Source organism: uncultured Tateyamaria sp. (genome assembly GCF_947504105.1).
GTDB lineage: Bacteria > Pseudomonadota > Alphaproteobacteria > Rhodobacterales > Rhodobacteraceae > Tateyamaria.
The window spans coordinates 22,389-36,082 of the sequence record NZ_CANNGP010000011.1; the positions used below are offsets into that span (position 1 = coordinate 22,389).

General features: G+C 61.1%; 10 protein-coding genes. 6 read left to right on the plus strand and 4 right to left on the minus strand.

The features are described from left to right. Positions 1–13: 13 nt before the first annotated feature. Together Q1A75_RS09260 and ileS are read left to right on the plus strand one after the other, a co-directional pair. Positions 14–2,725 (plus strand): DUF2339 domain-containing protein, encoded by a 2,712-nt coding sequence (locus tag Q1A75_RS09260; RefSeq protein ID WP_299547052.1) that lies wholly within the window; start codon positions 14–16, stop codon positions 2,723–2,725. Positions 2,726–3,008: 283 nt separating this feature from the next. After that, complete coding sequence (gene ileS, locus Q1A75_RS09265; RefSeq protein WP_299547055.1) at positions 3,009–5,996, plus strand: isoleucine--tRNA ligase; 2,988 nt, start codon at positions 3,009–3,011, stop codon at positions 5,994–5,996. Here ileS and Q1A75_RS09270 read toward each other — a convergent pair. Together Q1A75_RS09270 and Q1A75_RS09275 are read right to left on the minus strand one after the other, a co-directional pair. Further along, positions 5,993–7,555 (minus strand): DUF427 domain-containing protein, encoded by a 1,563-nt coding sequence (locus tag Q1A75_RS09270; protein WP_299547058.1) that lies wholly within the window; start codon positions 7,553–7,555, stop codon positions 5,993–5,995. The genes ileS and Q1A75_RS09270 overlap by 4 nt on opposite strands. Before the next feature lie 283 nt (positions 7,556–7,838). After that, positions 7,839–9,458 (minus strand): AMP-binding protein, encoded by a 1,620-nt coding sequence (locus tag Q1A75_RS09275; protein ID WP_299547060.1) that lies wholly within the window; start codon positions 9,456–9,458, stop codon positions 7,839–7,841. 76 nt (positions 9,459–9,534) lie between these two features. Here Q1A75_RS09275 and Q1A75_RS09280 point away from each other — a divergent pair, with 76 nt between their 5' ends. The 3 genes from Q1A75_RS09280 (at position 9,535) to Q1A75_RS09290 (ending at position 11,945) form a co-directional block, all read left to right on the plus strand. Next, complete coding sequence (locus Q1A75_RS09280; protein ID WP_299547062.1) at positions 9,535–10,467, plus strand: DMT family transporter; 933 nt, start codon at positions 9,535–9,537, stop codon at positions 10,465–10,467. After that, on the plus strand, positions 10,464–11,108 hold the full coding sequence (locus Q1A75_RS09285; protein WP_299547064.1) for a sulfotransferase family 2 domain-containing protein: 645 nt from the start codon (positions 10,464–10,466) through the stop codon (positions 11,106–11,108). The genes Q1A75_RS09280 and Q1A75_RS09285 overlap by 4 nt, the downstream gene beginning before the upstream one ends. A 273-nt stretch (positions 11,109–11,381) precedes the next feature. Next, positions 11,382–11,945, plus strand: coding sequence for a Hint domain-containing protein (locus Q1A75_RS09290; RefSeq protein ID WP_299547066.1), 564 nt, complete (start codon positions 11,382–11,384; stop codon positions 11,943–11,945). A gap of 9 nt (positions 11,946–11,954) precedes the next feature. On the opposite strand, the gene Q1A75_RS09295 is transcribed toward Q1A75_RS09290, so the two are convergent. Together Q1A75_RS09295 and Q1A75_RS09300 are read right to left on the minus strand one after the other, a co-directional pair. Next, entirely contained in the window at positions 11,955–12,581 is a 627-nt protein-coding gene (locus tag Q1A75_RS09295) for a LysE family translocator (protein ID WP_299547067.1), read from the minus strand. Beyond that, a complete protein-coding gene (locus tag Q1A75_RS09300; RefSeq protein WP_299547069.1) occupies positions 12,578–12,970 on the minus strand; it encodes a GFA family protein in 393 nt (130 codons plus the stop codon). The genes Q1A75_RS09295 and Q1A75_RS09300 overlap by 4 nt, the downstream gene beginning before the upstream one ends. A gap of 201 nt (positions 12,971–13,171) precedes the next feature. Between Q1A75_RS09300 and Q1A75_RS09305 the strand changes: the two genes are divergently transcribed. Continuing rightward, positions 13,172–13,666, plus strand: a complete 495-nt coding sequence (locus Q1A75_RS09305; protein ID WP_299547072.1) for a GNAT family N-acetyltransferase — start codon at positions 13,172–13,174, stop codon at positions 13,664–13,666. Positions 13,667–13,694: the final 28 nt, after the last annotated feature.

A 13,694-nucleotide genomic window follows, 5' to 3' on the forward strand; every position in this document is an offset into this window, starting at 1 on the left:
GCGAGGGGTGGATATGGAAGCGTTGCTTGTCCTTGGTGGATTTGTGGTCCTCGCGATCCCGGTGGCTGTTGTTTACTTATTAGTTGCAGTTGGTGGCCTGCGTCGGCGCATTTCTGACCTGGAAAGCGCCTTAGCGGATCGCTCACCCGACGCGCCAACTGCCGCCGGTCACGTGGCCCAGAAGACCGATCCGGCGCCTTGGGAGACGCCTACAAAGCCCGCGGAGGCTTCCGAACCCGCGACTGCATCGGTCGAACCGAAGGGCACCGCGCCAAAATCAGCCGAATCCGCTGCTGCACGGGTCATCGCGCAGCGGAAGGCCGCTGCACCAACGGAGCCTGCTGGGCCAACATTGCCGCAACGCTTTGGCACGTGGCTGGTCGCGAACTGGTTCTATGCGGTGTCTGCTGTGTCGCTGGCCCTCGCCGGGTTGTTTCTGGTGCAATACGGGATCGAGAACGATCTGTTCCCGCCAACCGCACGGGTTCTGGCTGCCCTCGCCTTTGGCGGGGCATTGATCGGAGGAGGCGAGGTGATCCGCCGCCGGTTCGGAGACAGTCCAGACGCGGCCACAGCCTACATCCCGTCCGTGTTCTCAGGCGCAGGCCTTGTGTCGTTGTTTGGCGGGATTGCGGCAGCGCGGTTGCTTTATGAACTGATCGGGGTCGAGGTTGCCTTTGCGGGGATGGCCGCAGTTGGTCTTCTTGGCGTCGGGCTCGGTTGGCTCTATGGCCCGCTTTTAGCGGCGGTCGGTGTCATCGGTGCGTTTACTGCGCCGCTTCTGGTGGGCAGCACTGTACCGGCGACGTCCTGGCTTTTTGTCTACTTCGGTGTAGTTGCCGCGGTTGGTCTTGGTATCGATACGATCCGGCGTTGGGCGTGGGTTTCGGCGCTGAGTGTTGTTCTGGGCTTTGTTATGGGATGGTTGACCGTTCTGGGCGGAGATCAATCCATGGTGCTGGGGTTTCAGGCCCATGTGGTTGTCCTGGCGGTGCTGGCGATCCTGATCCCGGCACGGTCTTTCAGACCGGACCACGGTGGCGTTCTCATTTCGCGCTTTTTGCTGGACGCCACTGGCGAGAAACCGGCACTCCCGACGCTGCTGGCCTGTGCCGCCGTGATCGCTGCGTCCGCCTCTGTCGTGTGGAGCGCAGGTGCAGGAACTGAGCCGTTCTGCATGGCGATCGTCAGTCTTGTGATCTTTGCAGTCGCGATCACCTACTGGTCGTTGTCTGCGCCTGCATTGCAGGAATTGGCCCTGTTTCCCGCTGCGGCCGTGGTTGCGGTGGTCGCAATCGAGGGGGTGCACCTGGGCCCCGTCATCACCACGTTCCTTGAGGCATATGACACAAACCCCGAAGCCGATTTCCCGTTGGCCGTTTCACTTATGTGGGGCGTTGGCATGGTCCTGAGTGCTGTCGCCGCGCAGCGTGCCCTGCGTCCTGGGCTGTCTCTGGCATGGGGGCTTGGGGCTGCTTTGAACGCACCGGTTCTCGCGGTTGTGCTGGAATTGACATGGGTGCCCGCAGAAACGATTGGCGCATATGTTTGGGCGCTGCACGCCATCGCAATGGCGGCCATGATGGTTAGCTTTGCTTTGCGCTTTGCCCGCGCAGATACGCCGGATCGGACGCGCGCGTCGGTATTCGTACTTTCGTCGCTGGCCTCAATCACCTTTGCTCTTGTGCTTATCCTGTCGCTGGCGGCTCTGACCGTCGCGCTGGCCGTGACCGTGCTGGTCGCCGCATGGCTGGACCGGCAGTTCAAGTTGCCGCTCATGCAGGTGTTCATCGCAATTGGCGTTGCAGCTGTTGGTGCGCGTCTGGTGGGTGATCCGGGCCTGTTCTGGGCGCTTGATGCCCCGTTGTGGGAGATGGTTCTGGCCTATGGTGGGGCGCTTGCGGCCTTTGTCGCAGCGCTGGTCCTGTTGCGCGGAATGGCGCGAAAGACGGCGAGCATCATGCTGGACACCGCCGCATGGTCCACCGGTGGGATGTTGGTGTCGCTGCTGCTGATCCGGTTCCTGGACGACGTTCTGCCCGGACACCACACCGATGCACATTGGGCGATGGGTCTGTTCGCAGTGATCTGGCTGGGCCTGATGTTGGTACAGCTTCTGCGGATCGAGGGGCTGGGTGGTGCCGCAGCGATCGTGCGGGCCGGGCTGGCCGTTGTGTTTGGGCTGATCGGCTTTGGCGCTTTGGGCCTTGGTTTCACTATTTTGTCGCCGCTCCTGAATTCATGGGCCGATGATGTGGCTGGCCCGCCGGTTTTGAACACGCTGATCCCGGCCTACTTGCTGCCTGCGCTTTTACTGGCTTTCGGTGCGTGGCGCTTGCGGCACCGGCTGTTGCGCTGGGGGCTGGGGGGCGTGGCGGTAGGGACCGCGGTTTACTGGGCTTTTGCGACCGTGCGGCATCTGTGGCAGGGTGCAGAGGGTATGGATTTGAACCAAGGCTTCTTGCAGCCCGAGCTTTACAGCTACACGGTGGCGATCTTGCTGACGGGCGCAGTGCTGTTTTATCAGTCGCTTGCGCGCAACGCGACGGTCCTCCGCCGAGCAGGATTGACCGTGATTGGCCTTGCGGTTGCCAAGGTGTTCCTGATCGATATTTCTGGTCTCGACGGTCTGGTACGTGTGCTGTCGCTGGTGGTCCTGGGCCTGTCGCTGGCCGGGCTTGCGTGGCTCAACCGTTGGGCGCAGATGCGCAATCCTCAGAATTGAGCGCGCTGTCGCACGCACGCGAATTTTGCATCTGCGTTCCGCAGCTGCGGTAGGGCGAGGCTCTGCCTCGCGCTCCGTGGTATTTCGAGGCAGAAGAAGACGGGGACTTGTGAGCCGCAAGGCCCCTGCATATAACGCGCGCATGATGCACATGATCATCATTCAGCGAATTATAACCCCGGCGCTCTGACGAACCATTGAGACGCCGGGTAAAGGTGCTTGAGACCACTCGCGCCGCACCTCCGCCAATTGCAAGACACCCGACCGACAAAGGACGCCACCCATGTGCGCCGACACGCCCGAATACAAACACACCCTGAACCTGCCCAAAACCGATTTCCCCATGCGCGCAGGCCTGCCCAAACGCGAGCCCGGCTGGCTGGAGCGTTGGGCTCAGATCGGGGTGTATGACCGCCTGCGGGAGAAAGCTGACCTCGCCCGAAAGGGGGCCGGACAAGAAAAAGTGCGGGATCCGTTTACCTTGCATGATGGCCCGCCTTACGCCAACGGCCACCTGCATATCGGTCATGCCCTGAACAAGACGATCAAGGACATGATTGTCCGCTCGCACCAGATGATGGGCCGCGATGCGCGTTACATCCCCGGCTGGGACTGCCACGGCCTGCCCATCGAGTGGAAGATCGAGGAACAGTACCGCAAGAAGGGTCGCGACAAGGACGAGGTTCCGATCAACGAATTCCGTGCCGAGTGCCGTGACTTTGCCGCCGGCTGGGTAGAGATCCAGCGCGAGGAATTCAAGCGACTGGGTATCACCGGCAATTGGGATCACCCCTATCTGACCATGGATTTCCATGCGGAACGGGTGATTGCCGAAGAGTTCATGAAGTTCCTGATGAACGGCACTTTGTACCAAGGGTCCAAGCCCGTGATGTGGTCGCCTGTCGAACAGACAGCGCTGGCCGAGGCGGAGGTCGAGTATCACGACAAGGACAGCTTCACGATCTGGGTGAAGTTCAAGGTGGTCGCCGCGCAGAATCTGCCAGCAGTCACGCTGGAAGACACTAAGGGCCACGTCGCGCCTTTGGGCGATCTCGAGGGTGCGCATGTCGTGATCTGGACCACGACGCCTTGGACCATGCCGTCGAACAAGGCTGTCGTTTATGGCGCTGACATCTCCTATGGCCTGTACGAAGTCACGGGGCGGCCCGAGGAATGCTGGGCAAACATCGGTGATCGCTACATCCTCGCCGACAACCTCGCGTCGGATGTGCTTGGTCGCGCCCGGTTGGATGACACCATGTACCGGCGTCTGCGTGATGTGACGTCGGATGAGTTGAGCCAAGTGCGCCTGACCCACCCACTGAAAGGTGCCGACGACTCACAAGGCGAATGGGACGACATCCGCGACTTCCGCGCCGCGGACTTCGTCACTGACACCGAAGGTACCGGTTTTGTCCACTGCGCTCCGTCCCACGGTATGGAGGAATACGAACTCTATCGCGAACTGGGCATGCTCGAACAGGTCATCACCTACAACGTGAACCCCGATGGGCGTTTCCGCGATGACCTGCCGTTCTTTGGCGGCAAGGCGATCCTGAAACCCAACGGGAAAGAGGGCAACGCCAACGCTGCCGTCATCGACAAACTGGCCGAAGTGGGCGGGCTGCTCGCCCGCGGCAAAATCAAACACAGCTACCCGCATTCCTGGCGGTCGAAAGCGCCTGTGATCTACCGCAACACGCCGCAATGGTTCGCGGCCATCGACAAGCCCGTGGGCGACGGACAGGACACGCATGGCACCACGATCCGGCAGCGGGCGCTGACCGAGATCGACAACGTCAACTGGACGCCCAAATCGGGCCGTAACCGCCTGCATTCGATGATGGAGGCGCGGCCCGACTGGGTGCTCTCGCGCCAGCGCGCCTGGGGTGTGCCGCTGACCTGTTTCACCAAGAAGGGCGCACTGCCTACGGATGACGACTTTCTGTTGCGCAACCCGCAGGCCAACCGCCGCATCACCTCCGCCTTCGAGGCGGAAGGGGCCGACGCGTGGTATGATGAAGATGCCAAACAACGCTTCCTTGAAGGGATCGTGAACCCGGACGATTACGAACAGGTGATGGACATCCTCGACGTGTGGTTCGATTCCGGCTCCACCCACGCCTTTGTCCTGCGTGACCGCACAGATGGGACCGAAGACGGCATCGCCGATGTCTACATGGAAGGCACCGACCAGCATCGCGGCTGGTTCCACTCGTCCCTGCTGCAATCGGTCGGCACTACGGGCCGTGCGCCATATCGTAACGTGGTCACGCACGGCATGACGTTGGATGAAAAGGGCTTCAAGATGTCGAAGTCCATCGGCAACACGATTGTGCCGGACGAGGTGGTCAAACAGTATGGCGCCGACATCCTGCGGCTTTGGGTGGCGCAAACGGATTACACCGCCGACCAGCGGATCGGTCCGGAGATCCTGAAAGGGGTCGCCGACAGCTATCGCCGCCTGCGCAACACGATGCGGTTCATGTTGGGTTCGCTTTCGGATTTTACGGACGCTGATCGCACTGATCCGGCGGACATGCCCGAGCTTGAACGCTGGGTGTTGCACCGTCTGGCGGAGCTGGACCAGACCGTGCGCGAAGGCTACGCCGCCTTCGACTTCCAGCGCGTGTTTTCAACCGTGTTCACCTTTGCGACCGTGGACCTGTCCGCGTTCTACTTCGATATCCGCAAGGACGCGCTCTATTGCGACGGCGATACGCCCGAACGGCGGGCGGCGCGCACGGTGCTTGACCTGCTTTATCACCGTCTGACCACATGGCTGGCCCCGATCCTGGTTTTCACGATGGAAGAAGTGTGGCTGGAACGTTATCCCGGTGATGACAGTTCGGTCCACCTGACCGACATTCCCGAAACACCCGCCGCATGGCGCGACGACGCGTTGGCCGTAAAATGGGTCGGCGTACGCAGCGCGCGGCGCGTGGTGACGGCCGCGCTGGAAATCCAGCGGACGGACAAGGTTATCGGTGCATCGCTTGAAGCGGCCCCGGTTGTCCATGTCGAGGACGCTGAGCTTGCCAAAGCTTTGCAGGGCCTGCCCTTCGCCGATATCTGCATTACGTCACAGATCAGCGTAACCACCGATCCGTTGCCGGCCGAAGCGTTCCGCTTGCCTGAGGTTGCGGACATCGGTGTGGTGTTCGAACGGGCCGATGGCAGCAAATGCGCGCGTTGCTGGAAGGTGTTGCCGGATGTAGGGCAGCACAGTCATGCGGGCGTCTGTGGACGATGTGAGAATGCTCTGGGCTAGGCGGAGGACACCTCCGCATTACAGTCGGTGCATCCAAAGGCATGCACGGGCGCGCTCACGCCGCGCAACTCAACCGGGCCCAGATCGGACAATCCGGTCTGGCCCTTTGCAACCTCGTCGGTGACCATGATCACATGGTCGTGGCGCTTGCCAACATCACACAGACGCGCGGCCACGTTCGCAGCCAACCCGATCACCGTAAAATCCAGACGTGTGCTGGATCCTACATTGCCATAGGTCACGCGGCCAAAGGCGATGCCGATGGCGCAGGATGTCTGTGCCGTCACTTCGTCCGCCGCGACCTGTTCCACCACGGCACGCGCCGCATCCAGGGCCGCCGCACAAGCGGCCGCCGCATCCTCTCCGGCCGGGAACACTGCCAGCACAGCGTCGCCAATGAACTTCAACACCTCGCCCCCATGCGCGTCCACGATGGTCGAGGTGATGTCCAGAAACGCGTTCAGCAGGGCAATATACTCATCCCGTGGCAAATCCTGCTCCAACCGGGTCGACCCGCGCAGGTCACAAAACATGATGGCGGCGTCGATCTCGTCCCCGTCACCGCGGCGGATCTCTCCGCCCAGCACCCGTGCGCCCGACCGCTTGCCCACGTAAGTCTCAAGCAACGCCTGCGCGTTCTCGCGCTGCATGAACACCTCGTAGTACCGGCTGATGACAGTCGCACATTCAAAGACCAGCCCAAGGTTCTCTGTCGTGAACCCCTCTGGGTGGTCCGAGGTCAGTGTCAACACATTCGTCCGCCCATCTGAAAAGGGCAGGGGCATGGCCACGTAATCCGTCGCCCCTTCGGCCCGCAGATCATCCATGATCGGAAAGCGCGACGCCTCGTCCGTGTCGGCCAGCCGTTGCCGCACGCCGCCAAGCCCATTGGATACATGCTGCAATGGGCTGTTCAGGAAACCGGGGAATTGATGAATGTCATAGGATGGGGCATAGATCGTCACCTCGTCCGTCCCCGCCCTCCAGATATAGTTCTTGCCCGCGATCATCGGGTGCAGCGACCAGATCAGCACGGCAAGGCGCGACACGGCAATCCCGTTCTCCCGCATCTTCTGCGCCAGGGCACGCGTGAATTCTTCGGGGCTGGGCAACGCGCCCGCCTCGCGCATCAGCCAATCGACCAACGGGCCGGTGATGTTGCCATCCCGCTCTGTCTGCAACTGGTTCTCACCCAATTCAATGCGCGTAGCGGCATTGGGCATGAAGCCGACATATCCCTGAATGCCCTTGCTTTCCGGCAAGGCCGACACGTAGCTCCACACCCCGTTTTCAAGGGTTTCGCCCTCCAGCAGCACATCGTGATAGCTTGCGGTGCCCTTGAACGGGCAAAACGTCTGAAGATCGGTCTGCGGCCCCAGCGGCACCCGTATATCTTCGTGCGGGACGTAGATGGCGGTGGGCAGCCGGGTTTCGTACATGGCGCGGGCGCGGGTGGTGTCGGCCAACAGCACGTCATTGTGCCAAATGCGCACCGGGTGCGTCAGCGGCTCTACGTCGATGCTGTAGCCATTGGGAATGGGCAGGTCATCAAGGCTCATGGCAGGTCCCCCTAAGCGTTCACCTTACATGGGCGTACCGGGCTAAACCACCAAGGGGTTCGGGCGATTTGGCAAAACCACAGCCCCTTGGCCGTCAGTTTGAAGTTTTTTGATGAAATTCGGCTGAACGGACCGTCCGATGGCTTAGGTCCCTGAAAGCAGACACAAATCGCAAAACGATTAAGAAAACGTTGGCCCGCAGAACAGGCTGTCCCCGCGGGGACAAATCCCACGGGGACAGGTGTTTTGGCTCAAACGGCGTCAGAAAAGGCTTGTTCAGCCCTCACAATTCCGCAGCCGTCTTCCGCAATTCAAACTTCTGGATTTTGCCCGTCGAGGTCTTGGGCAGCTCTTGAAACACCACCTTTTTCGGAGCCTTGAAGCCCGCCAAAGTCTCGCGGGAGAACGCAATCAGGTCAGCCTCACTCGGGTTTGTCCCGGGCTTCAATTCGACAAAGGCGCATGGCACCTCGCCCCATTTCTCGTCCGGCTTGGCCACCACGGCGGCAAGGTTCACATCCGGGTGCGCCATCAACACGCCCTCCACTTCGACGGAACTGATGTTCTCGCCCCCGGAAATAATGATGTCCTTGGCCCGGTCCGCGATCTGGATGTAGCCGTCGGGGTGCTGGATCGCGATGTCTCCGGAATGGAAGTACCCGCCTTCGAACGCCTCTGCCGTGGCACCCGGGTTCTTGAGGTATCCTTTCATGACCGAATTCCCGCGGATCATGATCTCACCCTGCGCCGCACTGTCCATTGGCACCTGGGCCATGTCGCCGTCCATGACGGTGATGTGCTCCATCATCGGAAAGGCCACACCCTGCCGCGCCTTGATGGCGGCTGTATCCTCGGCCCGGTCCCAGTCGCTTTGCCACAGGCACTCGGTCACGTGGCCATAGGTTTCGGTCAGGCCATACACCTGTGTGACGTTGAACCCCAACGCCTCGATCTTGGCCAGCGTCGCCGGGGCAGGGGGCGCACCGGCGGTAAAGACCTCGACCACGTGGTCAAAGCTGCGCCGTTCTTCATCCAGCGCGTTGACCAGCATGTTCAGCACAATGGGCGCGCCGCCGAAATGGGTGACGTTTTCGTAGTGGACCGCGTTGTAGATGGCCGTGGCTGTCACGTCCCGGCAGCACACCAGTGTGCCACCTACCAACGGCATCATCCATGTATGGTTCCAGCCATTGCAGTGAAACAGCGGCACGATGGCCATGAACACCGGATGCAGGACCATCCGCCAGGACACGACCGTGCCCATGGTCATCAGGTACGCCCCCCGGTGATGATAGACGACGCCCTTGGGGCGCCCCGTTGTGCCAGAGGTATAGTTGAGCGCAAGGCTCTCCCATTCGTCCTCGGGCATGATCCAGTCAAAGGTGGGATCTGCGCCGGCCAACAGGTCTTCATAGACCGGGTGACGCCCGGAGGTGGGCCATCCATTGGCCGCATCTGGCACTTCGATGATTTGCGGTGCCGGACCTTCCATCGCGGCGACGGCCTCTTCGGCCAACTCAAGGAACTGCGCGTCCACCATCACGACCTTGGCGCCGCCGTGGTCAAATATATAGGCGACGGTATCCACGTCGAGACGGGTGTTGATCGTGTTCAGGACGGCCCCGCATGCGGGCACGCCGAAATGGGCTTCGGCCTGGGCGGGCAGGTTTGGGATCAGGGTCGCCACAACGTCGCCAGGTGCGACACCCATGGATGCCAGGGCCGAGGCGAGACGGGTGCACCGTTCGTGATATTCTGCGTAGGTCACACGGTGCGCGCCATAGGTGACAGCCACCCGGTTGGCAAAGACGCTTGCCGCGCGCCGCAGGTGTGACAAAGGCGTTAGCGGTACGTAGTTCGCAGCCGTCTTGCCGAGGCCGGTTTCATCTGCCATCCAACCCATATCGGTCCTCCCCGTGTCTTTTCGCGCAGCGATGTTGCGTACTTATGGCGAGGGGCGCAAGCAATGGAAAGGCCTCATGGCAGTCACCCCAACCTACCACCCCATGGCCGCCGCGCTGAACATGGTGGGTGCGATGTGCGTGATCGGCGCCATCGACATCTATGTGGCCGTAATCGCGCAGACAATTTCGTTGTGGCAATTCCTGATCATGCGGCTGCTGCTGGCGGCCCCCATCGTGCTGGCCCTGTCCGCGCTTGGTTTCGGCACATTGCGTCCCCGCAGGGTCGGGGCGGTGGCGTTTCGGTCGACGCTGATTGCAACGGGCATGTTCTGTTACTTCGGGGCGCTGGCCTTCATGCCTATCGCCATGGCATTGGCGGGGCTCTTCACCTCGCCAATCTTTGTCCTCCTTTTGACCGCCTGTGTCCTGCGCCAGCGGATCGGCGCGTGGCGTATTGTGGCAGTGGCAGTGGGGTTCGTGGGGATCCTTGTGGTTCTTGGCCCGTCGGGTGGCAGTCTCGGGTGGATCGCAATGCTGCCTGTACTGGGTGGGATCCTCTATGCCTCTGGCGTTGTTGCGACGCGGGCACTTTGCGACGGGGAAAGCACGCTCACGCTGCTTCTTGGAATCTTCGTTGCCCAAGGGCTGTTAGGGACCGTCGTGCTTGGCGTCATCACCTTACTTGATCCGCAGGTCGGGGCAGGAGGTATGGCCTTTCTGACCCGTGGCTGGATCTGGCCCATTGGCGAGGCGTGGCCGTATCTACTGGTGCAGGTGTTCGGATCCGTGCTGGGCGTTGGCCTTTTGAACCGGGCCTATCAGCTTGGCGAGGCAAGCCATGTTGCAGTGTTCGAATACTCGATCATGATCTTTGGCCCCTTCTTTGGCTGGTTGTTGCTGGGACAGCCTGTCACTTGGCTGCAAGGCGCCGGTATCGCGTTGATCGTGCTGGCCGGTGTTATCATTGCGGTGCGCAGCCGGGAAAGTGCCGTTAAGCTTCCGACATGATCCTGAGTGCCGGTCGCAAATACGTTTTTGTCCATGCCCCCAAGACCGGAGGCACAGCCATGGCGCTGGCGCTTGAGGCGCGCGCGATGAAAGATGATATCATGCTGGGTGACACGCCCAAGGCACTGAAACGGCGGCACAGGGTGCAAGGCGTCGAGACGCGGGGTCGGTTGTGGAAGCATTCGACGCTTGCAGACATAAATGGGCTGGTTCCCAGCCTGGACGGTCTGTTTGCCTTCACGCTTGTCCGCAATCCTTGGGATCGGATGGTCAGTTACTATCACTGGCTGCGAGAACAGGCCTTTGATCATCCTGCCGTCGCGTTGGCCGCTCAGATGGAGTTTTGTGATTTTGCCTGTGCTGCCCTGATACGGTCCTCAATGCAGGCCAGCCCGGCGCGGCACTACATGACGGATGCCGATGGGGACGAGCGTTGCGATCTGTATATACGGCTTGAGCACTTTGACACGGATGCCGATCCCCTTTGGGATCATTTGGGCTTTCGGTTGCATTTGCCGCCAGACATCAACGCGTCCGAACGGTCCGCCGACTACCGGGCCTACTATTCTGACACTGCGCGTTCTGCCGTCGCCGAGGCGTGCGCCGAGGATATCGAAAGATTCGCCTATACCTTCGAATGACACGGGACCTACCCGTATGTGTCGAAAATTGTTCGTGAATTGTAATCAGTTTGACAGCACGAAAGTCATTGTTGTGCAGGCAGACGACAATGCCCAATTTCGGCCCAGATCGGGACCCGTCTTGGCCTTGGGAATCACTACAACTGGCCCTGTCAAAACGAACCGGCGCGCTGCCAGCGCCGCACCATGGGGATGGAAAAGATGTTTGGATGGGCAAAGACGCAAGCGCCACGCCGGATGGCGGAATCAACAGCGGCCTGGGATGGGGGTGTCATGACAACACGCGGGCTGTTGGCGGGCACACGAGTTGCGACGTCGATGGGGTGGCGCGCTGTTGATGCTTTGGCCGTCGACGATCTGATTTTGACATTCGACGCAGGCCTGCAGCCGCTCGTCGAGGTGCGCCGCGATATCTTCTGGACCGCTAACGCGGCAGTGCCCTCTGCCTATTACTCCGTGTTTGTCCCTGCGGGGACATTGGGCAACAGCGCCGATCTGGAACTTTTGCCTGATCAGGGCGTGCTGGTGGAAAGTGATGCCGCTTGCGACGCTTTCGGCGATCCGTTCGCGGTTATCGCGGCCAAGTCGCTGGAAGGGTATCGGGGCATTCGCCGCGTGGCACCGCGCACCCAAATCGAAATCATCACGCTCGTTTTTGCCGAGGAACAGGTCGTCTATGCCGAGGGTGGCGCATTGCTTCATTGCCCCCGGAACATAATGCACCTTGATGATCTTGGGGCGGCCATGCCCGGCTATGACGTTATCCCGACCCGCGATGCGGCGTTCCTGGTCGAATGCATGAAGGTCGAAGACGCGCGGTACGGCACTGCGGCCTGATCCTGGGGATCAGGTGCCGGGCAGCGCCCGGTAGCCTTTGACAATCATTGTCAGGCCCACGCCCGTCAGCCCGGTCCCGGTTAGCACATGAGGGTTGAGCCAGCGTGAGGCCGCGCGGTTGACGGTGTGCATTGTCAAAAGGGCGTAACCGATGATCGACAGGGCGTCGAGCACCAGAAAGATCGCCCCATAGATCAGGGTTTGCACCAGCACGCTGTGATCCGCAGAGATGAACGCCGGAAACAGTGCCACGAAAAACACGATGGCTTTCGGGTTTGAGACGCAGGCAAAGAAGCCTGCCCAGAACGTCACCTTGTTTGCCGCTGTTGCCCGAAACGTGGTGCCATTGCGCATGGCCGCAAAGGATTTCAGGCCCATCCAGACGATGAAGACCCCACCGGCGATTTGCAGGGGTGGCAGGATGACGTCGGACAAGGCGAGCAGCGTGGCCAGCGAACTGGCCGCGACCGCGATGTGAACGATGGTGCCCAGACCATCCCCGGCGACGGTGATGAACAGACCACGACGCCCGTGTTTCAGCCCCTGCGCCGTGGCAAAGGCCACAGAGGGGCCGGGGGCCGCAACGAACAGCAGTGTCGTGGTGATGAAGGCGATGAGCAGGGTCGGGTCCATCATGTCTTCTCCGATGCTGGTGTGTCGCGCCCACGCGCGTATTGGGTCATGCCGGGGAAGGCGGGCAGCCAGGGTTCCCGGCGGATGGTCCAAAGTTCGTAGGTTGGTGTGAAACGCCCCGGTTCGTCAATCGCACCCAGGTGTATCTCGACCTCGTCCCCGCTGACGGCAAAGATGGATGATCCGCAGGTGGGGCAGGTATGTCGCCCCTCGTGAACCTGCGTTTCGCCCATGATTTCAACGGCTTCGTGCGGGAAGATGGCAGCGGCAAAGAACAGCGCGCCGTGGTGTTTGCGGCAATCAAGGCAATGGCAGATGCCCACGCGATCAGGCCGCCCCTTGGCGACAAGGCGCACGGCGCCGCAGACACACCCGGCTGTCACCTGATCCACCCGACTTCTCCTATCCGATCGTTGCCGCAGTATGCCCATCGCAGTAACTGCGTCCACAATCGAAAACATGAGACAGCAGAGCGCCCCACCCGTGAAGGCCGATGTTCGCTGGTTCAAGCGCTTTGCCGGTTGGTCCGGTGCAACCCCGCAAGGCAGGCCCTATGGTCGTGGCGTGCACAATGTGAATGGGAGCCTCAACCGTTGTTTTCATACCGCCTGCTTGGGATCGAAGACGCACAGGCATGGCTTGTCCTGCGTCAGGAAGGTGCAACCATTGCGCCAAGTGGATTTCTGGTGACGGAAGCGGAAAGCAGGGCAATGACTGTCGAAATGGCAAGCAATGTACTCGCATATGGCGGACTGCGCGGCGTGTTCGATGACGATGCTCTGGTCGGCTTTTGCGGGTATCGCCCGCAACGCACGGAGCGCACGCGGCACCGGGCCGAGCTTGGGCCGTTCTATGTGACCCCGGATTTCCAAGGGACCGGTGCGGCGCAGGCCATGATGCGTGGCGTTCTGGATGAAGCGCGCGTGGGAGGTGTGGTTCAGATCGAACTGAGCGTTGCACCCGAGAACACTCGCGCGATCGCGTTCTATGAACGGCAGGGATATGAGCAGTTTGGCGTTTTACCGGATGCGATCAGGGAGAATGGGACGTCTGAGGACGCGCTGTTGTACCGCCTGCAACTGGCGTGATTACACTCCAAACGGACCGCTTCAATGC

Coding starts and splice junctions, on each gene's coding strand:
- Q1A75_RS09260 (WP_299547052.1), top strand. CDS start 14: ATGGAAGCGTTGCTTGTCCTTGGTGGATTTGTGGTCCTCGCGATCCCG.
- ileS (WP_299547055.1), top strand. CDS start 3,009: ATGTGCGCCGACACGCCCGAATACAAACACACCCTGAACCTGCCCAAA.
- Q1A75_RS09270 (WP_299547058.1), bottom strand. CDS start 7,555: ATGAGCCTTGATGACCTGCCCATTCCCAATGGCTACAGCATCGACGTA.
- Q1A75_RS09275 (WP_299547060.1), bottom strand. CDS start 9,458: ATGGGTTGGATGGCAGATGAAACCGGCCTCGGCAAGACGGCTGCGAAC.
- Q1A75_RS09280 (WP_299547062.1), top strand. CDS start 9,535: ATGGCAGTCACCCCAACCTACCACCCCATGGCCGCCGCGCTGAACATG.
- Q1A75_RS09285 (WP_299547064.1), top strand. CDS start 10,464: ATGATCCTGAGTGCCGGTCGCAAATACGTTTTTGTCCATGCCCCCAAG.
- Q1A75_RS09290 (WP_299547066.1), top strand. CDS start 11,382: ATGACAACACGCGGGCTGTTGGCGGGCACACGAGTTGCGACGTCGATG.
- Q1A75_RS09295 (WP_299547067.1), bottom strand. CDS start 12,581: ATGATGGACCCGACCCTGCTCATCGCCTTCATCACCACGACACTGCTG.